General features: G+C 44.1%; 22 protein-coding genes and 1 tRNA gene. All 23 read left to right on the plus strand.

What is annotated here, in order from left to right:
• Positions 1-69: 69 nt before the first annotated feature.
• The 23 genes from HMPREF0373_RS05260 to HMPREF0373_RS05365 all read left to right on the plus strand — a co-directional run bounded on the left by HMPREF0373_RS05260 (position 70) and on the right by HMPREF0373_RS05365 (position 21,526).
• Positions 70-351, plus strand: a complete 282-nt coding sequence (locus HMPREF0373_RS05260) for a cysteine-rich small domain-containing protein (RefSeq protein WP_021738593.1) — start codon at positions 70-72, stop codon at positions 349-351.
• A 119-nt stretch (positions 352-470) separates the two neighbouring features.
• Entirely contained in the window at positions 471-890 is a 420-nt protein-coding gene (locus HMPREF0373_RS05265; protein ID WP_021738595.1) for a hypothetical protein, read from the plus strand.
• 94 nt (positions 891-984) lie between these two features.
• On the plus strand, positions 985-2,145 hold the full coding sequence (locus tag HMPREF0373_RS05270; RefSeq protein WP_021738596.1) for a class I SAM-dependent methyltransferase: 1,161 nt from the start codon (positions 985-987) through the stop codon (positions 2,143-2,145).
• A complete protein-coding gene (locus tag HMPREF0373_RS05275; RefSeq protein WP_147597867.1) occupies positions 2,138-4,267 on the plus strand; it encodes a hypothetical protein in 2,130 nt (709 codons plus the stop codon). Before HMPREF0373_RS05270 ends, HMPREF0373_RS05275 begins: the two co-directional genes overlap by 8 nt.
• 277 nt (positions 4,268-4,544) lie before the next feature.
• A complete protein-coding gene (locus HMPREF0373_RS05280) occupies positions 4,545-4,817 on the plus strand; it encodes a pro-sigmaK processing inhibitor BofA family protein (protein ID WP_021738599.1) in 273 nt (90 codons plus the stop codon).
• 93 nt (positions 4,818-4,910) lie between these two features.
• The gene (locus HMPREF0373_RS15990) at positions 4,911-5,441 is read left to right on the plus strand and encodes a prepilin peptidase (RefSeq protein ID WP_021738600.1); all 531 of its coding nucleotides are present in this window, start codon (positions 4,911-4,913) and stop codon (positions 5,439-5,441) included.
• Entirely contained in the window at positions 5,420-6,460 is a 1,041-nt protein-coding gene (locus tag HMPREF0373_RS05290) for a P-loop NTPase family protein (protein ID WP_021738601.1), read from the plus strand. The genes HMPREF0373_RS15990 and HMPREF0373_RS05290 overlap by 22 nt, the downstream gene beginning before the upstream one ends.
• Before the next feature lie 108 nt (positions 6,461-6,568).
• A complete protein-coding gene (locus HMPREF0373_RS05295) occupies positions 6,569-7,864 on the plus strand; it encodes a CpaF family protein (protein WP_021738602.1) in 1,296 nt (431 codons plus the stop codon).
• A complete protein-coding gene (locus HMPREF0373_RS05300) occupies positions 7,827-8,585 on the plus strand; it encodes a type II secretion system F family protein (RefSeq protein WP_021738603.1) in 759 nt (252 codons plus the stop codon). The genes HMPREF0373_RS05295 and HMPREF0373_RS05300 overlap by 38 nt, the downstream gene beginning before the upstream one ends.
• 15 nt (positions 8,586-8,600) lie before the next feature.
• Positions 8,601-9,818, plus strand: a complete 1,218-nt coding sequence (locus tag HMPREF0373_RS05305; protein WP_021738604.1) for a type II secretion system F family protein — start codon at positions 8,601-8,603, stop codon at positions 9,816-9,818.
• Between the two features lie 96 nt (positions 9,819-9,914).
• Complete coding sequence (locus tag HMPREF0373_RS05310) at positions 9,915-10,097, plus strand: Flp1 family type IVb pilin (protein ID WP_021738605.1); 183 nt, start codon at positions 9,915-9,917, stop codon at positions 10,095-10,097.
• Positions 10,098-11,573: a DUF5702 domain-containing protein gene (locus HMPREF0373_RS05315; RefSeq protein WP_021738606.1), complete on the plus strand. Its 1,476-nt coding sequence runs from the start codon at positions 10,098-10,100 to the stop codon at positions 11,571-11,573.
• A 28-nt stretch (positions 11,574-11,601) separates the two neighbouring features.
• Positions 11,602-12,519 carry a TadE/TadG family type IV pilus assembly protein gene (locus HMPREF0373_RS05320; RefSeq protein ID WP_044963002.1) on the plus strand — a complete coding sequence of 306 codons (918 nt, stop codon included), beginning with the start codon at positions 11,602-11,604 and terminating at the stop codon, positions 12,517-12,519.
• Between the two features lie 110 nt (positions 12,520-12,629).
• Positions 12,630-13,061, plus strand: a complete 432-nt coding sequence (locus HMPREF0373_RS05325) for a prepilin peptidase (protein ID WP_044963005.1) — start codon at positions 12,630-12,632, stop codon at positions 13,059-13,061.
• A gap of 89 nt (positions 13,062-13,150) precedes the next feature.
• A complete protein-coding gene (locus HMPREF0373_RS05330; RefSeq protein WP_147597869.1) occupies positions 13,151-13,435 on the plus strand; it encodes a hypothetical protein in 285 nt (94 codons plus the stop codon).
• Entirely contained in the window at positions 13,425-14,678 is a 1,254-nt protein-coding gene (locus HMPREF0373_RS05335; protein WP_021738610.1) for a DUF6382 domain-containing protein, read from the plus strand. Before HMPREF0373_RS05330 ends, HMPREF0373_RS05335 begins: the two co-directional genes overlap by 11 nt.
• Before the next feature lie 139 nt (positions 14,679-14,817).
• Complete coding sequence (locus HMPREF0373_RS05340; RefSeq protein ID WP_022035059.1) at positions 14,818-15,261, plus strand: RrF2 family transcriptional regulator; 444 nt, start codon at positions 14,818-14,820, stop codon at positions 15,259-15,261.
• A 13-nt stretch (positions 15,262-15,274) separates the two neighbouring features.
• Positions 15,275-15,682 (plus strand): hypothetical protein, encoded by a 408-nt coding sequence (locus tag HMPREF0373_RS17585; RefSeq protein ID WP_021738612.1) that lies wholly within the window; start codon positions 15,275-15,277, stop codon positions 15,680-15,682.
• Positions 15,683-15,707: 25 nt separating this feature from the next.
• Positions 15,708-16,352: an N-acetylmuramoyl-L-alanine amidase family protein gene (locus HMPREF0373_RS17590; RefSeq protein ID WP_021738613.1), complete on the plus strand. Its 645-nt coding sequence runs from the start codon at positions 15,708-15,710 to the stop codon at positions 16,350-16,352.
• 114 nt (positions 16,353-16,466) lie between these two features.
• Positions 16,467-16,540: transfer RNA gene (locus HMPREF0373_RS05350), tRNA-Pro, on the plus strand.
• Between the two features lie 142 nt (positions 16,541-16,682).
• A complete protein-coding gene (locus HMPREF0373_RS05355) occupies positions 16,683-18,764 on the plus strand; it encodes a beta-galactosidase (RefSeq protein ID WP_242831188.1) in 2,082 nt (693 codons plus the stop codon).
• A 336-nt stretch (positions 18,765-19,100) separates the two neighbouring features.
• Positions 19,101-20,138: a tRNA dihydrouridine synthase gene (locus tag HMPREF0373_RS05360; RefSeq protein WP_021738615.1), complete on the plus strand. Its 1,038-nt coding sequence runs from the start codon at positions 19,101-19,103 to the stop codon at positions 20,136-20,138.
• A gap of 230 nt (positions 20,139-20,368) precedes the next feature.
• Positions 20,369-21,526 (plus strand): FprA family A-type flavoprotein, encoded by a 1,158-nt coding sequence (locus HMPREF0373_RS05365; RefSeq protein ID WP_044963101.1) that lies wholly within the window; start codon positions 20,369-20,371, stop codon positions 21,524-21,526.
• Positions 21,527-22,008 lie beyond the last annotated feature (482 nt).

The following is a 22,008-nucleotide window of genomic DNA, read 5'->3' on the forward strand; positions in this document are numbered from 1 at the left end:
TTTAAATTGATAGAAAAAGAGTGGGAAAATAGATAAGTTTCATTATTAAGTATCATGTAGGAGGTTATTATGAAGAAAGAAGGATTTGATTTTTTTCAGAATCGTGCATGTGAGTATTTCCCATGTCACAAAGGGGTTGCAGATGAGGATTTTAACTGTCTGTTCTGTTATTGTCCGCTGTATCTGCTGGGCGATGAGTGCGGAGGCAATTTTGAGTATCTGCCAAATGGTATTAAAAATTGTTCCAACTGCACGCTTCCTCATTGCAGAGAAGGATATGCACATGTGATGAACAAATATCTGTTGATCGCAGAACGGATCCGCAAAAAGCCAAGATGTATGGAGGCCTGATTATTTTCAATTCTTTTGTGAAACAAACATGAAGAGTCTGTGTTTTTCGATGGAAGAACACAGATTTTTCTTTTTGTGCATATGTTGTGATAAGAAATAGATTTCTTTTGGAGTGTAATATGAATTTCGGACAGGAAAGATATTCATGGATGGAACAGGATCCGTACACTGGGGATAAAATGCCCTTTTATATGACATATCCCATGCAGAATACGCTATTTGAGGAGACGGAATATGAGAAGGATTGCAGGCGGATGCAGGAACTGTATCCGAGGGACGCGCGGCAGATTCAGAGTCTGGTAGACCGGGAGTGTGACCGGATGGAATATGAAGGCAGCATGATGTATGATCGTTATCCGGACCGGCTGATGCTGGAAATGCTCTGCAGGAAAATATACCGGGAGCTGAATCCGGATCATATAGACGAGGAGGGACGGCTTCAGGTAGAGGAACGTTATTTTCATCTGATCCAGGTGATGCTGATGCAGGAAATGTATCGAAGAAGATGCAGGCATTATCGGTGTCGGAGATGGTATTAGGGCTTGTATGACGCAAAAAGATACCCTATAATTAGCACAGTAGAAACTCTTGTAGCGAATACCATGGATAATAACGATAGAAAAGAGATATATTATGATAAATGAATGGAAAGAGATACTGGCGGACTGTATGGATCAACATCTGGCAAAAATCATCATCAGTGGTCCGCGGAAAAAAGATAGTGTAAGAAAGATTGAAATCCGTCCGGTGCTGCTGAAGGAGCAGTTGGTGTTTCAGGCAAGTGCCTATACGGAAAAACAGGTGCAGCACTATAATCTGACAGAGGAAGAAGTGTATGAAAAGGTGGCGGGCTGGATGGAAGGATTTCGGCAATTGGAAGTCCTTCATCCGAAAAAACAGGTGCAGGTTCTGGTCAGTAAAAAAGGTAAACGGACGGTGCGCCAGCTTAAGAGCGGCTGCCCGGTGCCTGCTGCCCCACTGGAGCATAACCGCCGGAAAAAATATATTTTGGATCCGGATATTCCGGTACCGTTTCTGCATGACCTTGGGGTGCAGACAAAAGAAGGGAAAATTGTTCATTCCAGATATGATAAGTTTCGCCAGATGAACCGTTTCTTAGAATTTATTGAAGATATTGTTCCGGAGCTTCCAAAAGACAGGGAATCTGTTATTATAGATTTCGGATGTGGAAAATCCTATCTGACATTTGCCATGTATTATTATCTGCATGAGTTGAAACACTATGATGTAAGGATCATCGGGCTGGATCTCAAGGCAGATGTAATCGTACACTGCCAGCAGCTGGCAGAGGATTACGGCTATGAGAAGCTGACATTTTTGACTGGTGATATCGCGGATTATGACGGCGTGGATCATGTGGACATGGTGGTGACGCTGCATGCCTGTGATACGGCGACCGATTATGCTCTGGATAAAGCAGTGCGCTGGGGAGCAAAGGTCATTTTGTCTGTACCATGTTGTCAGCATGAGGTAAATCGTCAGATTGAAAATGAGTTGCTGCAGCCGGTGTTGAAATACGGGCTGATCAAAGAGCGGATGTCTGCGCTGCTGACAGATGCCATCCGGGCAAATTTGTTGGAGGAGGCTGGATATCAGGTGCAGGTTCTGGAGTTTATTGATATGGAACATACACCGAAAAATATTCTGCTCCGTGCAGTGAAATCCGGCAGACAGAAACGGGCGGAGGAACTGACAAAGATGATGGAGGAACTGCATGTTTCCCCAACACTGGCGGCACTGATGAGAGAAGAAAGGGATGCAGCAGATGCGTAGAGGAATACAGAAAATTTTGATTTTGCTGGCAGTTTTTATTGTAGCATTGTTTACTTTTTCAAAGCTGACGAATCATGAGACAAAGGATCTGACCACAGATCTGGCGGCACCGACGCTTCCGGTGGTTTATTTTGAGGATAATGGGCATCCGTTGAATGAACTGCATGGTTATGTGGAGGAAATGTCAGTCATTTCCATGCGGGATACAATTACACCGTTGCCGGAGAACGGAAAACTGTCTCTGCGGATCGATCCTTATGATAATAAGATTAAAGAAGTATCATTCCAGATCCGGAGTCTGAACGGAGACCGGCTGGTACAGGACGGAAACGTCCAGGTGTCCGGAGACAAAACGGCGGTGACTGGAACCATCAGCGTAGAAAATCTGTTGGAAGAGCAGACGGAATATCAGCTGATCCTGCAGGTGACAGCCGGAGAGCAGACCAGCTATTACTATACGAGAATTATGGAAGCAGGAAAGAGTCAGATTGACGCATGCGTGGATTTTGTGGAGGAGTTTCATGCCATTACTATGAATAAGGAACGTCAGTCTGAACTGAGTTCCTATATGGAACCATCTTCCGCAGCAGATAATACGACACTTCAGAAAGTGACGATCAATAACAGTCTGTCTCAGGCATGCTGGGGAGATTTTGTGGGAACGGAAGTGACGACACCGGTGGTTTCCATTAAAGAAATGAATGATGATTATCAGGTGATCCTGCTGGAATACATTATGTCTTCCGTGGGTGACAGTGGAAATTCTGAATATTATAATGTGGAAGAATATTACCGGGTACGTGTCGGCGCGGAAAAAATCTATCTGCTGAGCTTTGAGCGTACTATGGAAGAGATTTTCCGTGGCGAGGGGGATCAGATCAGCAAGGACATGATTGATCTGGGAATCCGATCTGAAAATGTGTCATATAAGACAAATGAGACAGGAAATGTCATCTGTTTTGTGCAGCAGGGAGAACTGTGGAGCTACAATCAGATTGAAAACAATTTGACGAGAGTTTTTAGTTTCCGGAGCCAGGAAGGCATGGATATCCGGGAAAATTATCAGGAACATGATATTCGTATCCTTCGGGTAGACGAGGGAGGAAGTCTGGATTTTGTCGTATATGGTTATATGAACTGTGGTGAGCATGAAGGACAGGTGGGAGTCAGTGTCTGCCATTATGACGGAGTAACTAACACGGTGGAAGAGATGCTGTTTGTACCGACGACACTGTCTTATGAGATTGTAAAAGAGCAGATTGGAAAGTTGATGTATGTGTCTGACAGCGGTGTGTTTTATCTGACAGTTTCCAATCAGGTATACAGGATCCAGATGGACAGCCGTAAGGCGGAAGTGTATATTGACGGTCTGAAATCCGATATGCTGGTAAATTCTGAAGATGGGCGGTATATCGCCTGGTCTGAGGATGGTACAACGATGCATGTGACAGATCTTGAAAAAGGAGAGTCCTTTGATATTCATGCAAATGAGAACCAGTTGCTGAAACCGCTGGGATTTCTGGGCAGTGACTGCATCTATGGCTGGGGTTACCGTACGGATATTTTCAGTACTCAGACTCAGACGGATACACTGGCACTAAGCCAGGTGCTTATTGTGGATACATCGGACAGCGCACATTCTGTGATGAAGACTTATGAGACACCAGGTATTTATGTGACCGGTATCCGGATTCAGGACGGAAGTATTTACCTGAGTCGTGTCATGAAAAATGGTGACATTTATGTGGATACTACCGAAGATACGATCATGAACCGGGATCTGCAGGAGAAGGATCAGGTGAATATCGATACTGTTGTATCGGATGTAAAACAGAAGGAAGTTGTTCTGAAGCTTCTGGAGGAGACTTCCGGCAACACACCGAAAACGCTGATTCCAAAATTGATCGAAAACGAGGAGCCAAATACGCTGGAAATAAAAAATCTGAATGCTTCCAGTGCTTATTATGTATATGCAAAGGGAAAAGTGGTGCTGGCAACGGACGATATGGCAGCGGCTGTGCAGAGTGCAGATGCAAATAAAGGTGTTGTGATCGGAAATAATCTGTTGTATGTATGGCGGTTGGGGCAGAGTCAGACTCAGGAGCCTCTGACCATTGAATAACAGCAGAGGATAGTGTATAAGAAATAAAATAGAAGTACCTGAAAGCGGAAGAGTGCCGCTGACGTGTGGAAAATCTCATACGTCAGCGGTATTTTTTGTCAAATGAAAAAAGATTCTTATTTGTTAGTAGTTCAGTATTCTTCAAATGTACATATCGTAAACATGGAATGTTTTACTTGTTACAGTGTAAGTGCGTGACAAGAAAACTGTATGAAAAATAGCATAAAATTCCACAAAAATAATATATTACAACAAGAGAAAACATGGATATGACAGTATGGAGCGAATGTATGGAATTGCAGCCATAACCAGTGTCTGTATTCTGGTGATCTTGATTGGTGTATTGAAGAAAAATGCCGAAGTTCTCTTGAATTTCGCGGCTCGGACGGTGGTGTGTTTTCTATGTTCCCACTTTCTGAACAGCTTCTTTCTGGCACGGGGGCTGGATGTGGCGGTAGGGATTAATCTTATCAGCTTTTTGACATATGGAACCCTTGGTATCAGTGGAATGGCAGCACTTTATGGCATTTTATTTTTACAATTGTTGTGATATTGCACAAAGGGAAAAATGGCATAAAAAAGAGGGGTAGACAGTAGGGAAAAAACATCCTATAATCGGTCTCACAAAGGAGGCGGAACGTATGTGAGACTTATTCAGATTAGTGTGACATCGGTCTGGCTGCTTCGGGCAGTGGAAATGGATTTTGCCCGGGGAAAGATCAGAAATCGATGGTTGATGATGGGAATACTACTGGGCGTGGTGCTTTGGATTCCCGGAATGAAAGAGGCAGGTTTTCCGGAATTACTGGGAGGACTGTTATTGCCGGTACTTATCTGTTGGATCCCGTTTCGAATGCGGGGCTTGGGAGCCGGTGATATTAAATTATTATGTGTAGTTGGCTGCTTAAATGGCAGTCGGGATATTATCTATTGTATCTGTATTTCTTTCCTGCTTGCAGCAGGATTCTCATTCGGCAGATTGCTGAATCGAAAGCAGTTTCGGACAAGTATGCGAAGCTGTATTCAATATTTTCGACGAATTGCAGCACTTGGAAAAATTGTTTCTTATGACGGAAGAAAAGTGCCCGGACATCAAATTCATTTTTCTGCATTTATCCTTTTGGGATATGCAGCAGTTCTGGGGGTGAATCTGTGCAAATTTATACCATTGTAATTGGTGGTCTGGAAAAATCTTATATGCAAAAGCTGGTGTTGTATCTCAATGAACGACTGGGGAAAAGTGCCCGGGTGGAACTGTTGGAACACTGGGAAATACCAGAGCAACCGGAAGTTTGGGAAATGAAAAAACAATCAGTGGGAGGGCCCATGGAGGGTAGTAAATGCTGGGATACGGGAATTGGTTCAGAGGCATTTATTACTTATCTGACAGAACAGCATCTGGTAAATCATACCTTGACGGTGACAGCACAGAAATGTACGGAGAAGGGTACGGAGAAGGCTGTTGTGTATCAATATCAGCCCAGGGACTGTCTGTATCGTGAGATTGTTTCAAAATGTCCGATGAATGTCGGAGGAAGACAAAAAGTGGAGCAGGAAGGCGGTAGACAGCGGTGGATGGTATTTACCGGAGAGGGGCAGAGTGGAGTACTTATGGCATTTTCGTTGTTTTACGCCTGGATGCTATCAGAGACAAAGAAAGTGTTGTATGTCAATTTTACAGAATGCAGTGGAATGACGGAATTGTTTGAACTGGTGGAACAGCCGGAAGATTTCAGTGACTTTCTGCTTGCTCTGCGCAGGCAGTCCGCAGCTTCCCTGGCATGCTATACCGGGCGGATCGATGAACTGGAATATCTGATTCCGGCAGATAATCCGCAGATTTTGAGAGAACTGACAGAAGCGGATATGAACCGCTTACTTGTAAGTATTGCACAGGCAGATCAGTATGAGTTGGTTGTGTTTACTCTGGGAACGCTGGTGTGTGGTTGTGAACAGATCTTTTTACAGGCAGAATCGAGGATTCATTTGTGCGGGATGCATCTGATGGAGCAGTGTGCAGGCCGGGAAAAGAAGCGGTTTGTCAGCAGATGCGCACCAGGCAGAGAAGATGTTATGAAGCGGATCGTTCTTCCTGAGATGAAGTGTGAACATACTGGGGTCACGTTGTTATATGAATGGCGTGAGACGGAACCTGGGCGGCTGGCAGCAGAACTTATTTCAGCCGGGGATTGAAGTAAAGGGAACATAAACATTCCCCTTACCCACCGCTTAGTGCTCTATACACTTGAAGCGAGGGAGTACATTGTCTGGGAGTGATATTACAGAAGAAAGGGGGAAATTATGCAGGAAAAGGAAGCAGTCTGGCAGGAGATTCGAAATCGGGTTTTTCAAAATATGGATCTGTCCGGAGAAATATCGGACAAAGAGCTGAAACGGATGATCGCGGAGGAAGTGCGGCAGTTTGGCAAAGTACACTTACTGTCCTTGCATGCGCGCGAAACTTGTGAAGAACAGATTTTCAATTCTTTTCGGAAGCTGGATATCTTACAGGAACTGCTGGATGATCCGGAGGTTACTGAGATTATGGTTAATGGTGCAGCACATATTTTTTATGAAAAACAAGGTGTGCTTTATCCATGGGAAAAAGGGCAGCTTTCGGAAGAACGGCTGCGGGATATGATACAGCAGATGGTGGGTGCTGCAGACCGCATTGTCAATGAGGCACAGCCAATTGTGGATACGAGACTTCCGGATGGCTCCCGTGTCAATATTGTTTTGCAACCGGTATCGTTGGATGGTTCCTGTATTTCAATCCGAAAATTTTGTGGAATACCAATGAATCTTGCGTATCTGGTGCAGTCAGAAGCTATATCAGAGGAAGCGGCGGAGCTGCTGAAACTGCTGGTAAAGGCGGGATACAATATTTTTATTTCAGGAGGGACAGGTTCCGGAAAGACGACATTTCTCAATGCACTTTCGGAATATATACCAGAGGGGGAGCGTGTCATTACCATAGAAGATTCTGCAGAACTTCAGTTGAACAATATAAAAAATCTGGTGCGGCTTGAGACGCGTCCGGCAAATGGACAGGGTGCACAGGAAATTAGTATCCGGGATCTGATCCGCACGGCTCTGCGTATGCGGCCGGACCGCATTATTGTGGGAGAAGTCCGCGGAGCAGAGGCACTGGATATGCTGCAGGCTATGAATACCGGCCATGATGGAAGTCTGAGCACCGGTCATGCAAATAGCAGCAGGGATATGCTGCTGCGCCTGGAAACGATGGCGTTGATGGGAAGCATGCAGCTTCCGATAGCTGCTATCCGACGGCAGATTGCTTCTGCAATTGATATTCTGGTGCACCTTGGAAGGGTGCGGGATGGAACCAGGAAGGTGCTTCAGATCAGTGAAATTCTGGGAATGGATCAGGAGGAAATTGCGATGAAACCGTTGTTTGTGTTTTCGGAAACGGGAGGAAAAGGAGCGGGTGTACATGGTATCTGGAAGAAAGAAGGCGACCTTCAGTTCCGGAAAAAACTGGAAGAAAAAGGACTTGTCAGTGAAAGTATTGAAACAAAAGACGGACAGGCGGTACAGGATGAAACAATGGAAACGGGGGACGAAAGAAAGAAGTAGGAGATATGTTTCAGAAGCATATGTGCAGACGCTGGCAGCAGCGGCTGGGATCAGTATGATCACGGCATTTCTTTTTTATCGTTCGGTATGGGGCATGTGCACATTTTTTGTTTTTGCACCATTGTGCCTGAAGTTTCGCCAAAAAAGGGAGGCTGCCAGAAGAGAAGTACAGATACAAAAGGAGTTTCTGACGGCAATGGAATCTGTTTCCGGTGCATTGATGGCCGGTTATTCTCTGGAATCTGCCTGGAAATATGCCCAGCAGGAAACGGAGCAGATGTATGGGATACAGGGTATTTTCAGCAGGGAATTACGACAGCTGAATCAGAAACTTTTCATGCATGAACCGATGGAGCAGCTGTTATACGAATTGGCAGAGCGATGTGACAACGAAGAAATTTATCATTTTGCAGAAATTTTATTGTATGCAAAGCGAAGCGGAGGAAATATGACAGAAATTATTCACAGAACCGTGTGTCGCATGCAGGAGAAGCATGAGGTTTTGCGGGAAATTACAGCAAATGTGGCTGCAAAGCGTGCGGAACAGAAAATGATGATGCTCCTGTTACCGCTGATGCTGTGGTTCCTGACGGTGAGCTCGCCGGAATATACGGGTGCGTTGTATGGAAATCCGGCTGGGGTTCTGGTGATGAGCGGATGTCTGGCAGGATATCTGGGAGCTTTGTTTTGGGCAGAGAAGATTGTAGATATTCCAGTCTGAAGAAAAGGGGGCATTTTGGATCGGATATTAAAGGAGCATAGAAAAAGTATTTTGACGGCAGTTGTATTTGTACTGCTTGCTGTACTGATGTGGCTGCGACAGTCGGCAGACAGCCATACGGAAATTCTTACCCGGGAAAAACCTGGGGGAAGTGTCAGACAGGAACAGATTATCTGTCAGACCGGGGATGGTGTGACGCAGGAACTGGAATTGGAAATACATCCGCAGGAATATTCCGAACAGGAAACGGAGGAATATGTGAGACAGGCAGTATCACTCTGGGAACAGGAGTATTTGGGAGAGAATGATTCAGAGAAAGCGATATACGAAGCACTGAAACTACCGGATACAATGATGGATGGAATGGTAACGGTTTCTTATGAGAGCAGCGAGTATGATATTTTACATGAGGATGGAAGCGTTTCACTGGAATCGGTTCCGGATGAAGGGATTCTGGTGGAATTGCAGGCGACATTTACCTGCCAGAAGTATATACAGACAGAAATCCGCTCTCTGCAGGTGATTCTGCCGCCCAAAGGAAGCCGGGCATGGTTTCAGGTACAGGTTGCCCGGGCGATAGAAAAGGCCGAACAGAGCAGTCGGAAAGCGCCTGAGGTCCAGCTGCCGGAACAGATTGCGGGCAGTACGATTTCCTGGATGAAACCGAAGTCAAAGGAGTGGATGGCGGTGTTGTTGGTAGGAACATGCGTTGTCTTTGTATTGGAGTGGAGAAAGAAAGAGAGGAAGCGGCAGGCAGAAAAGCTGCGTCAGAGAAAGCTGCAAAGGGAATATCCTCAGCTGGTGGAACAGCTGGCTTTGCTGATTGGATCAGGAATGACAATCCGCCGGGCATGGGAACGTATTTTGTGGATGGAAGAGAGAATGCAGAAAGTACGTGGAAGTCAGACTCATTTGTTTCAGGCGGAGATGCAGATTACTTATCAGGAGATGCAGAAAGGGTGTGGTGAGAAAGAGGCATATGAGCGGTTTGGACAGCGGATCGGGATGACAGAATACCGCAGGCTTTCTTCTCTGCTGGCAAGAAATCTGGAAAAGGGAACAAGAAATCTGTGTGATCTGCTTTCGGCGGAATCACAGGAGGCCTGGGAAAACAGAAAATTTCAGGCAAAAAAACTGGGTGAAGAAGCAGGGATGAAGCTACTGTTTCCAATGTTGCTGCTTTTCGTACTGATTTTGATAATACTGCTGTATCCGGCAATAAATAAGTTCTGATGAACAGAAGAATGTTGATAACATTCTTAAACTGATATAAGACGGAAAGAAAATGGAAATGAAAGAAAGGGTTTATTATACGAGAGGAGATGCAAGATGAAAAAAGAATGGTTGCAGGAAATGAAACGATTTTGTGAAGAAGAATCCGGTGTTGGTGTAGTGGAAATCATCCTTGTGCTGGTCGTGATCGTGGGGCTTATCCTCATATTTAAGAAGCAGTTGACCAGTCTGGTTAATAAGGCATTCAGCAACATTAATGATAAAGCGGGAACGTTATAAATGAGGAAGAACGGAAGTGTTACCGTATTTTTTGTATTATTGCTGGTACTTCTTGCATCTGTGCTGTTTGCTTTTCTGGAAGCTGCGCGGGTAAGCTGTCTGAAAGCAGAGGCCCATTTGTGCACAGGTCAGGCTGCTGATGCGGTCAGGGCATCTTATCAGCCGGAATTATGGAAGGATTATCACTTGCTGTTCTGGCAGCAGAGCGGAACAGATGTGGATAGATTTGCAGATTTATATCAACTGCAAAAAGATATGGTTGAGAAAAATCAGGCGGTGAATGTATCGCATAATAATTTCTTCTTCCTTCCGGTGCATAGTCGCGCCATTACGGTAGAACAGTATCAGCTGGCTACGGATAGCGGTGGTCTGGCATTTCGAAATCAGGCGGCGGATTGGGTAAAAAAGACGATTGCCGGAGACAGTATAGATCTGATATGGAAGGTGGTTACAAATGCAGAAACAGAACAGTTGGAACAAAGCGGAATCAGGCAGGAACAGGAAGTGGAAGATGTCCTGGAACAATATGGCAGTAAATCGGAAGCCAGTGGAACTTTACCGGGAGAGCAGAATCCGCCGGAGGCAGAGCTTCCGTCCCAACCAGAGCTGTCGGGTTTACAGGAGGATCCACTGATCTGGATGAAAAAGGTACAAAAGAAAGGGATACTGGATCTTGTGATGGATGGAAATAAGATTTCTGAAAAAGAGACAGACTGGTCAGAGGCCGTGGACAGCAGGCAGCTGCAAAGTGGAAACTGGACAGAACAGGCATCTTCCGGTTCTGTGGAACGGATGTTATTTCATTTGTACTGTCAGGGACATTTTTTCAATGTGACACGAAATGGGAATGAGAAAAAACTGAATTATGAGATGGAATATCTGATCGGGGGAAAAACGTCGGATGTGGCGAATCTGAAAGTGGTGGTTCGGCGATTGCTTTTGATACGGGAAGGAATAAATCTGGCATATCTGGAAACAGATGTACAGAAAAGTCAGGAAGCATTGACACTGGCACTTGGGGTTACATCTGCAGTGGGAAATCCAGAACTGGCAGAACCGGTGAAACATGCCATTCTTGCGGCATGGGCATATGCAGAATCTGTCAGTGATGTGCGTATTTTGCTGGATGGGGGACATGTTTCCCTGATAAAGACAGAAGCGCAGTGGCGCACCAGCCTGGAGCATGTTGGTGATTGTCTGAATGCTTCTGCTGATGAAACTTCCAGAGAAGGGCTTGGATATGAAAGTTATCTGCAGATTCTGCTCTGGACGGTTTCAGAAGAAAAAATAACCATGCGGGCTATGAACCTGATTGAAAAAAATCTTGACGTCCGAATGGACAATATGGTGAGCCGGATGACCTGTTCTTATGAGTATGAGGCAGTACCTCTGTTTTGGAGTTTTGTACAGATCGGGAATGGAAGACTGACATCTTATTATTTCAGCAATCAGGCCCAGATCCTGTTTGGATTGTAAAAGTTGTATGGGAGGAGGGTATATTGCAGTGCTTTTGCCAAAAAAACAGAATAAAAAAAATTACAAATCTCTCTCTGGCATCTATCTAAAATCGCGGCATGAGTCTCCAGCAAATTCCAGCGATAAGTCTGAATCAGTAAACTGCGCAAAAGCATTGCAATATGCCCGTCTCCCGGGAAGTCTGACAGTGGAAGCAGCCTTTGTGGCTCCGTGGATTATTCTGGCAGCTATCGTATTATGCAGCTTATTTTCAGTACTCAGGGGAGAACTTTATATGTCAGCGGCGTTGCATAATGCTGCAAGAATCATGGCTGCAGAAGTAACTGAAATTGAGCATAAAGAAAACATATCAGATGATGTGCCGGCGGATACAAACATCGTTTCACATATACGCCTGCGTTATCTGGTGCAGAAAGAATTACGCGGAATGGGATGGAAAGAGGAAGAAAATTCCGGAATGATATCAGAAATATCTTTTCGGGACAGTAATTTCTCCGGAGACGAAATAATTGCATGTGTTTCTTATCAGATCTGTATGCCGGTTTCTTTTGGGCAATGGGGGCATCTGCCGGTGAAACACCAGGTGGTATGTAAAAAATGGACAGGGAGAAAAGAGCATGGCAGTGGAACAGGAGATAGTGAGTATGTCTTTGTTACACCATATGGAACCGCATATCATGTCAGTTTGAGCTGCCCTTATCTGGATCTGTCTGTCAAAAGTGTATCGGAGGCAGGGGTGAAATCATTGCGTAATAAAGACGGTGGTATTTACTATCCGTGCAGCTGTGTGAAACATAAAAACAGTAACGTTTATGTGACTGATTATGGGACATTTTATCATGAAAATCCGGGATGTTACAGGTTAAAGAGGAGTGTGTCAAAAATTTTCAGGTCAGAAACTGGTTCCCGTCATCCGTGCAATAAGTGTACAACTTATGCAAAATAATGATGTGAGTGTCAGAGAATAGAGAAGTAGAGCAGGCGTATGGTAGAAATCTGTTTGCCCAAAATGATGTGAACAGGAGTGTAAATCCCTGCGTAAAAAAGGAACATAAAATGACAAAATACGATGTGAGTGAAATTTTATGCCTGATATTTCTATATCTGTGCAGCCGGGAAGATTATAGATATAAGGCATTGACGGTACATAAAATAGGGATATTTGGGTGTGCAGGACTGGTCTATACGCTGGCAGCAGATACGATGTCTGTGCAGAGTATGATGGCAGGAGCAGGGTTGGGTGGCATGGTAATCTTAGTTTCCAGATGTAGTCCGGATTGGCTTGGGGAAGGAGACGGATGGATGTTTGTGGTGACAGGGCTGTTTTTGGGGGGCAGACAAAATCTGGCGATATTGTGCATTGCAATGTTTTTGAGTGGCATTTATTGCCTGCTCGGAGTATTGCTGAAAAAGTATCAGAAAACAGATCATGTTGCGCTGGCTCCTTTTGTGTTGGCAGCAGAAGTCGTGCTGTTGTACCTGAAATGAATGAAAAGGCGCAACAAGTATCACATGCATTCGACTGGAATAAATAGAAAGATATGAGACAACTGGGAATGAAAAAGGAAAGAAATAGAATGGAAAAAGCGCAAAGCCGGAAGCGTGAACCTTTTCGGATATATCGGGCTTCTATTACAGTAGAGGCGGCTCTTTTATATCCGATACTGATTTTTCTGCTGATGTTTTTGTTACAGAAGACGATTACGTATTATCAGCAGACAGATCAGGCAGCACAGGGAATCATATCTGTGGAAGAACCAGATACATCAAAGATGTTTTGGAAGATAGTTTTAGCACAACGGGTAACGGAAGAAATAAAAGAGAAAGCGGGATTGCAGGAGGATAATGTGTATGAAAACTGAGTATCTGCGGACAGCGAAAAACAGTTATATGATTGTAAAGGATGCAGATTTTGAATTTGAATCTTATGAATTGGAAATGGTATTGCAGAATGATCTGAAAAATCTGGTTCCCATGCAGGTACTTGTGGCAGATGGCAAAGTGGAATATTGGTTTGATGTGACTGGTATGAAAACATTGGAACAGGAACTTTCAGTAGCTGATGCGGATCGGGAAATGATAAAACTGTTACTGGAAAGTATCTGTAGTGTGAAGATGGAGTTGGAGGAATATCTGTTGGATGACAAGGATATTCCGTATACCATGGGAATGATTTTTCGCAACCGAACCGGAAATCGGATTCAGTTTTGTTATATCCCGGGATATCATTGCGGAGATTATCCGGGGATCCGCAAACTATTTGAAGAACTGATGCAGCGGTTGAATCATACAGATCAGGAAGCTGTGCGCATGACATATGGAATATATGAAATCTGTGCATTGGCTGAACCGGTTCTGGAAGATTATCTGGAAATTTTATATGGAAATGCCAATCAGACAGATGCAGTTTGTAATGCAAACTTAGATAAAAACGAGAGATTTATGATATCCGTGGATTCTCAGAATAATCAGAGAGAGAATCATCCAAATGCTTGGAAGAAGGGGGATATAAACTGGAACAGAGAGTATCTGACATCGGAACAGATTACTGATACAAAAAGAAAAGAGGCTGGAACAGATAAAAGGAAAGCAGAAAGTAAGGAAACAAAAGAGGGCAGGGAAAAACAGGAAACTGGGTGGCGTTCTTCTTTTTTACGAAGGGGAAAGAGAAAGAAACATACATTGGATATGGATTATTATGGTCCGGAAAAAGAAGAAGCAACAGCTGTGGTAGCAGAATCTATGCCGGATTTTAATGCCGGAGAAACTGTCTGCTTTTCAGAATCTTCTTTTCATAGCATCTGGGAATTGGTATACATGGGGGATGGGATAGAAAAGAATCTGGTATTAGATAGATTTCCATATATAATTGGAAAAAACAGCAGTCTGGTAGATGGAATTTTGCTTGCACAGACGGTAAGTCGCGTGCATGCACGAATTTTACAGGAAAATGATACACTTTTTCTGGAGGATCATAATTCTACAAATGGAACTTATCTGAATGGTCATCTGATTCCAATGAATACCCGGATGCCATTACAGGAAGGAGATCGCCTGATCTTTGCCACGGAGGAATTTGTGTTAAAAAGCAAAATGGTCAGGTAATGTTCTGAATATTTTCCGTCAATCCTGCCTTGCAACAAATGTGAAATTATATTAAAATACTATATTATATATAGGAATTGCGGAGAAACTTGCAAAAAGAGTTTTTCATAGTTCATAGATGTTACAAGGAGGGAATAATATGAAAGTATCAACAAAAGGAAGATACGCTTTACGTCTTATGGTTGACCTGGGTGTGAATGGTGGAGAAGATAAGTATATTTCGCTGAAGGATATCTCTGCAAGACAGAATATTTCTATTAAATATCTGGAACAGATTGTAACGCCGCTGCATCGTGCAGGACTGGTACGCAGTGTGCGTGGTGCGCAGGGGGGATATCGCCTCAGCAGAAAAGCAGATAAGTATACCGCAGGGGAAATCCTGCGTGCGATTGAGGGCAGTTTTGCTCCAATTGCCTGCCTGGAAACACCGGAAAATGAATGTGAACGATATCATGATTGTGCTACAGTAGGATTTTGGGAAGGAATGTACAAAGTGATTTCTGATTATGTAGACAGTGTATCGTTAAAACAGTTGATTGATGAACATATGTCAAGACAGTGTCCGGGATGTCAGGAAAAATAGGAGAAATGTTTGTATGGTGAGAAGGGTTATATTATTGGCATGTGCAGGCATTCTGGTATTTTCTATGTCGGCATGTGGAAAATCGCAGGAAGCAGCAAAACATCAGATAGAGGGGAGTCATGTTGTGTCAGCGGAAAGCAGTGTGTCTGCGCAGGAGCCGGAAGAATTATCAGAAGCGGAACCTGAATTGCCGCAGGATGACGAAGAAATAACAGGGGCAGTGGAACAGATACAGGATGGCACTGAGGAACCGCAACCAGAACAGAACGTTACGCAGCCAGAAGGTAATCAACAGTCGGAACAGTCACAGACTGTTGAACGTGGAACCGTAAATTATGCAGATCGTCAGGAAATATATCTGGATAGCAGCTGGCAATATGCAGATCATTCAGCAATCCATTCCGGATGTGCAGTAATGTAAGGCATCCGAAAACCGCAATGGCATCGTGATTGGCGTAAATGCGGGGCATGGGACATCAGGGGGAAGCAGTGTAAAGACACTGTGCCATCCGGACGGTTCTGCAAAAACTACCGGAGGCAGCACAGCAGCAGGAGCCACGAAAGCGACTGCCGTTTCCGGAGGAATGACATTTGCGGATGGTGCATCCGAGAGTAGTGTGACGTTACGCATGGCACAGATTTTGAGAGACAAACTGCTGGCAGCAGGTTATGATGTACTAATGGTGCGTGATGGCTCAGATGTTCAGTTGGATAATGTGGCAAGAACAGTTATTTGTAATAATGTGGCAGATTGCCATATCTCATTACACTGGGATGGCGATGGTCTGAATTACGATAAAGGCAGCTTTTATATTTCAGTACCGGATGGTGTGAAAGGAATGGAACCAGTAGCGTCCCACTGGACACAGCATAATGCACTGGGGGCATCTCTGGTGGATGGTCTGCGTGCACAGGGCTGCAAGATTAATGGTGGTGGAAGCATGAGCATTGATCTGACACAGACTTCGTATAGTACGATACCATCCGTTGACATGGAACTTGGTAATGCATGTTCCAACCATAGTGATGAAACATTGAACATACAGGCAGAAGGTTTACTTCATGGAATCAATGCATACTATGGAAGATAAAATCGGTTGAAAACAGGAAAATAAAAAAAGTTGAAAAAAGGTGTTGACAAACAACACCTTTTCCTGTAATATATGTCAAGTAGCGCGGCGGTGCTACGAAAGAAAAATAAAAATCGATGCGTGGCTCAGTTTGGTAGAGCGCTGCGTTCGGGACGCAGAGGTCGCAGGTTCAAATCCTGTCGCATCGACTCTTGGCAGGGGCGCCGGAGCATTTGAAGAAATTCAGATGTTCCGGTTTTTTATTGTATTCTAAAAAATGAAATGCTATTATGATAATAACTGACCGTGATGGTTACAATAAGGTACAGGCGGGTACAGGAAACATTTGTAATGCATAAAAAAGGAGACGTTATTATTATGAGAGCGGAGCAGAATTTTAAATGGGAGAAACTTTCATTGGGTACTTGTTATTATCCGGAACACTGGGACAAAAGCCTCTGGAGGGATGATCTTCGCCGGATGAAAGAAAATGGCATTTTTACAGTTCGTATTGCGGAGTTTGCATGGAATAAGATTGAGCCGGCCGAAGGGGAATTTACGTACGAATTTTTTGATGAGTTTCTGGATGTGGCAGAAGAAGAACAGATGAAAGTCATCTTCGGTACGCCGACTGCGACACCACCGGTCTGGCTGACAGAGAAATATCCGGAAGTGCTGAATTGCCGCCTGGATGGTACACCATTTTATCATGGAATGCGTCGTCATTATAATTATAATTCTCCGATATATCAGGAACTGTCAGCAAGAATCGTAAAAAAAGTAGCAAAGCATTATGGAAAGCGTCCATGTATTGTGGGCTGGCAGATTGACAATGAGTTAAACTGTGAAGTGGATGAGTTCTATTCTGTGAGTGATACCCTTGCATTTCGCGAATTCCTGAAGAAAAAGTACAAAACGCTGGATGCGTTGAATGAGGCCTGGGGAACTATTGTATGGAACCAGACTTACACGAACTGGAAAGAAATTTATGTGCCACGGACAACGGTGCATGATTCCACAAATCCGCACCAGGTACTGGATTACTATCGTTTTATTTCCGATAGCACACTGCGTTTCTGCAAGATGCAGAGTGATATCATCCGCAAATATAAAAAGCCGGAGGATTTTATCACAACAAATGGTATTTTTGGCAATGTGGACAATCACAAGATGGAAGATGAGTGTCTGGATGTGCTGACATATGATTCCTATCCGAATTTTGCATACTGTCTGATCGAAGACCCGAAACATTCCGATGATCTCAATGATCGAAAATGGAGCAAAAATCTGACGGAAGTCCGTTCCATCTGCCCGCATTTTGGCATTATGGAGCAGCAGTCCGGCGCAAACGGATGGAATACACGGATGGAAGCACCGGCTCCAAAACCGGGACAGATGACATTGTGGACAATGCAGAGCATCGCACATGGTGCTGATTATGTCAGCTTTTTCCGTTGGCGTACCGCTACCGTGGGAACAGAAATTTACTGGCATGGCATTCTGGACTACGACAATCGTTATAACCGCAAGCTGGCAGAAGTAAACCGTATCTGGCATCGGGTAGAGGCCATTGAAAATGTAACCGGCGCAGAGTATAAGGCTGCGTTTGCACTGGTAAAAGATTATGATAATGTGTGGGACGCGCAGCTGGATGTATGGCATGAGCGCCTTATGAAAAAGAGCGAAAAAGAGATTTTTGTGGCAGCTCAACTCAGCCACACTCCGATGGATGTATTTTATTTAAAAGACAGTACGGAAGTGGAAGAACTGAAGAAATATCCGGTTCTGATCTATCCGCATCCACTGATCCTGACCAAGAAACGTGCGAAAGTGCTGAATGAGTATGTAAAGGCCGGTGGAAAACTCATCATCGGTGCCCGGACGGGACAGAAAGACAAACATGGTCACTGTGTTATGGAACCGATGCCGGGATTACTGACCAATGTCAGCCATACGGATGTAAAAGAATTTACATTTGTGGGACCGGCAGATGATCCGGTATCTATGGACTGGAATGGTAAAGAAATCGAGACCGGAATCTTTAATGATATTCTGGCCGCCGCCGGCGAGAATGTGGAAGTGCTTGCAAAATACACATCAAACTATTATGCTGGCCGTCCGGCACTGATCCGCACAAATACACACCAGGGATATACCCTGCATTTTGGCGGAACCTTTACCCGTCAGAACGTAACAGAATTTCTGACTTATACCGGTATCATTGATCCGTGGAAAGAATTGATCGAATTGCCGGCAGACTGTGAGATCGCTGTTCGTGAGAAAAATGATGCAAAATACATTTTTGTGCTGAATTACAGCAGTGAAAAACAGGATATTACATTGAAAACACGTATGATTGATTTATATACAACATCATACAGTGAAGGTATGATCACACTGGAACCGTATGAGACAAAAGTATATCAGATGTGAGATGATTCCCACCTCTGCAGGTGGTGAGCAACAAGATTATATCAGTGGCAGGATTCAACTCCCATCTGATATAGCCTCCGGCATTCTTGAAATGGAATATAGCATTCCGATCATAAGATATCGGGGTCAAAAGATGCCATACGAATTGTTCCGTACTTCGTACTCCCACAATTCTACCCAATATTCGCATATCGTGAAGCTGACGCTCCACTTTTATGCTCATATCAGGGCGGGTCATTAAGCCATAAAACCACTCCTGTGCAAGCACATCGTGGTTTCAGGCTTTTGCCCCTGGCATCATCATAAAAAATATGACAACAGAGGAAAAACGATAGCATGAATTTATATTTTGCACCGCTGGAGGGGATCGGCGGATATATTTACCGAAATGCACAGGCAGATTATTTTGAAAAAGCAGATAAATATTTTTCGCCGTTTCTGGCACCGAACCAGAACCGGAGTATCAGTCCGAAGGAGTATAAGGACATTGCACCGGAACATAATGAAGGAATCTATCTGGTTCCACAGATTATGGCGAATAATGCAGAAGTGTTTCTGAAGGCAGTGCAGGAGCTGGAACAGCTCGGATATCAGGAAGTGAATCTGAATCTGGGCTGCCCGTCCCGGACGGTGGTGACAAAGTACCGGGGGGCAGGTTTTCTGGCAAAACCGGATGCCCTGGAACAGTTCCTGGAAGAAGTATATGGTAGGATCAATATTCGTCTTTCCCTGAAAACAAGGCTTGGGATGGAAGATGAGGATGAATTCGAACATCTGCTGGAGATATACAATAAGTTTCCGGTGACGGAGCTGATCATTCATCCAAGGGTACAGACAGATTATTATAAAAACAAACCGCGCATGGAATATTTTCTCAAGGCACTGGAAATATCTAAAAATCCGGTGGTTTACAACGGAGATATTTTTACCGAAGATTTGTACAAACAAAAGCTGGCACAGATTTTCACTACCACTGTCACTCATGCAGAAAATAGGACGGAAGCAGTTAAGACATCTTTTCCGGAAAGCAACCGGAATACTGTGCTGGAATCCGGTAAAGGAAAGCAGTTATCCGCAGTCATGCTTGGACGAGGTGTGTTGGCAAACCCGGCGCTGTTTGGTGAAATCCGGGGCACCCAGGCACTTACCAAAGAGCGTTTGTGGGAGTTTCATGAACGGTTGCTGGCAGACTATTCCCAGGAAATGTCCGGGGAACGAAATGTATTGTTTAAAATGAAAGAACTTTGGTTTTATTTGGCATGGTCCTTTGAAAATTCAGAGAAATATGAGAAAAAGATCCGGAAGGCGCAGCATCTGAGTGATTACCGTCTGGTGGTCAGACAACTCTTTACGGAACTTGAGTTGAATGCCTGAAGCAACGTATATCGTTTTGGGATAGAAAAATAGGAAGCGTGAATGGAACAAAAGAGGTTGCCATGATTAGTATTTGTGGCTATAATGTGAGGAGCAACCCGTAGTAGTGAGAACTAATCATGTACACCAGATATGAGAGAAATCCTGTTTATATTATACAGGCGGTGAATAACAAAACTGAGATGAACGTGAGCGGTTCGAAAAGAACAAGATATATGGAGTGTATTACAATGAAAATTACAGAGGACATTATTTATGTAGGCGTAAATGATCATGACGTGGATCTGTTTGAGGGGCAGTATATTGTTCCGAATGGCATGGCATACAATTCTTATGTGATCCGTGATGAAAAAATCGCGGTTATGGATACCGTAGATGGCAGGTTTGCAGAAGAGTGGCTGGCGAATATCGAGAAAGCGCTGGATGGTGCAACACCGGATTATCTGATCGTTCAGCATATGGAACCGGACCATGCAGCAAATATTCAGGTGTTTGCAGAAAAATATCCAAGTGCCCAGATTGTTGGCAATGCAAAGACATTTACCATGATGAAAAACTTTTTCCATGGGTTAGAGCTGGATGGAAAAACCGTAGAGGTAAAAAATGGTGAGACATTAAATCTTGGAAAACATGAGCTGACCTTTGTATTTGCTCCGATGGTTCACTGGCCGGAAGTAATGGTAACATACGACAGTTCAGATAAAGTCCTGTTTTCCGCAGATGGATTTGGAAAATTTGGTGCATTGGATGTGGAAGAAGACTGGGATTGCGAAGCACGTCGTTATTATATTGGAATTGTCGGAAAATATGGTGCACAGGTACAGAATCTTCTGAAAGCAGCTGCAACACTGGATATTCAGATTATCTGCCCATTACATGGACCGGTTCTTACAGAGAATCTTGGACATTATATCGAGAAGTACAATATCTGGTCTTCTTATGGTGTGGAGTCTGAAGGTGTTATGATCGCATATGCATCTGTATATGGCAATACAAAGAAAGCAGCAGAGCTTCTGGCTAAGAAATTGCAGGAAAAAGGCTGCCCGAAAGTAGTGGTATGTGATCTTGCCCGTGAGGATATGGCAGAGGCAGTAGAAGATGCATTCCGTTACGGAAAACTGGTTCTTGCAAGTGTAACTTATAATGCAGATGTATTCCCGTTCATGAAGATTTTTATCGAGCATCTGACCGAGCGTAATTATCAGAAACGTACGCTTGGTCTCATCGAGAATGGTTCCTGGGCTCCGACAGCTGCCCGCGTAATGACCGGTATGTTCGAGAAGAGCAAAGATATTACATGGCTTGAGCATTCTGTGAAGATCATGTCTTCTCTCAGTGAAGAAAATGAGAAAGAACTTGATGCTATGGCAGAAGAACTCTGCAAATAAAATTCTTGTTTGCCTTGTTGTTGGCTGAAATTTAATTTTTAATACGAAAACGAAGCATCCTGTCAGGACGCTAGACGCTCACTACCCTCGTTTCACGTCGTTTTCATCGCGCTCGTTCCCACGCCTGAAAAAGAGGTCGTTTCCACTCGCGCAAAAACTCGTGAAACTCGGTCGTTTGCTTAATCGCTTTCCCTGACAGGATGCTTCATTTTCTGTATTTACACAGTGAAATAATCAGCCATTCACACGACGCACTGCGTGCCACGCATGCATATAAGCTGAGAGCATAGTCTCTATTGTGTTGCATGCGCAGATTTACAATTAGGTATGTTATTCTTCACTCTATATAAATTTGCGCATGCGACATAACGAATATTATGTCATCAGCTTGTGGCATGCGTTGCATACGGTGCCGTCAAGTAAATGGAGCAAATCTGAAGCAGAAATCCGAGACAAGACGGTAGGTTGATTTTCGTTACCGC

Source organism: Eubacterium ramulus ATCC 29099, assembly GCF_000469345.1.
Classification (GTDB): Bacteria; Bacillota; Clostridia; order Lachnospirales; family Lachnospiraceae; genus Eubacterium_I; species Eubacterium_I ramulus.

What these genes read in the sequence shown, in the direction of transcription:
- HMPREF0373_RS05315 (WP_021738606.1), top strand. Translation starts at nt 10,098, where the DNA reads ATGAGGAAGAACGGAAGTGTTACCGTATTTTTTGTATTATTGCTGGTA.
- HMPREF0373_RS17585 (WP_021738612.1), top strand. Translation starts at nt 15,275, where the DNA reads ATGGTGAGAAGGGTTATATTATTGGCATGTGCAGGCATTCTGGTATTT.
- HMPREF0373_RS05355 (WP_242831188.1), top strand. Translation starts at nt 16,683, where the DNA reads ATGCATAAAAAAGGAGACGTTATTATTATGAGAGCGGAGCAGAATTTT.
- HMPREF0373_RS05295 (WP_021738602.1), top strand. Translation starts at nt 6,569, where the DNA reads ATGCAGGAAAAGGAAGCAGTCTGGCAGGAGATTCGAAATCGGGTTTTT.
- HMPREF0373_RS05330 (WP_147597869.1), top strand. Translation starts at nt 13,151, where the DNA reads ATGGAAAAAGCGCAAAGCCGGAAGCGTGAACCTTTTCGGATATATCGG.
- HMPREF0373_RS05270 (WP_021738596.1), top strand. Translation starts at nt 985, where the DNA reads ATGATAAATGAATGGAAAGAGATACTGGCGGACTGTATGGATCAACAT.
- HMPREF0373_RS05325 (WP_044963005.1), top strand. Translation starts at nt 12,630, where the DNA reads ATGACAAAATACGATGTGAGTGAAATTTTATGCCTGATATTTCTATAT.
- HMPREF0373_RS05360 (WP_021738615.1), top strand. Translation starts at nt 19,101, where the DNA reads ATGAATTTATATTTTGCACCGCTGGAGGGGATCGGCGGATATATTTAC.
- HMPREF0373_RS05335 (WP_021738610.1), top strand. Translation starts at nt 13,425, where the DNA reads ATGAAAACTGAGTATCTGCGGACAGCGAAAAACAGTTATATGATTGTA.
- HMPREF0373_RS05340 (WP_022035059.1), top strand. Translation starts at nt 14,818, where the DNA reads ATGAAAGTATCAACAAAAGGAAGATACGCTTTACGTCTTATGGTTGAC.
- HMPREF0373_RS05365 (WP_044963101.1), top strand. Translation starts at nt 20,369, where the DNA reads ATGAAAATTACAGAGGACATTATTTATGTAGGCGTAAATGATCATGAC.
- HMPREF0373_RS05275 (WP_147597867.1), top strand. Translation starts at nt 2,138, where the DNA reads ATGCGTAGAGGAATACAGAAAATTTTGATTTTGCTGGCAGTTTTTATT.
- HMPREF0373_RS05265 (WP_021738595.1), top strand. Translation starts at nt 471, where the DNA reads ATGAATTTCGGACAGGAAAGATATTCATGGATGGAACAGGATCCGTAC.
- HMPREF0373_RS05260 (WP_021738593.1), top strand. Translation starts at nt 70, where the DNA reads ATGAAGAAAGAAGGATTTGATTTTTTTCAGAATCGTGCATGTGAGTAT.
- HMPREF0373_RS05280 (WP_021738599.1), top strand. Translation starts at nt 4,545, where the DNA reads ATGGAGCGAATGTATGGAATTGCAGCCATAACCAGTGTCTGTATTCTG.
- HMPREF0373_RS05310 (WP_021738605.1), top strand. Translation starts at nt 9,915, where the DNA reads ATGAAAAAAGAATGGTTGCAGGAAATGAAACGATTTTGTGAAGAAGAA.
- HMPREF0373_RS05300 (WP_021738603.1), top strand. Translation starts at nt 7,827, where the DNA reads ATGAAACAATGGAAACGGGGGACGAAAGAAAGAAGTAGGAGATATGTT.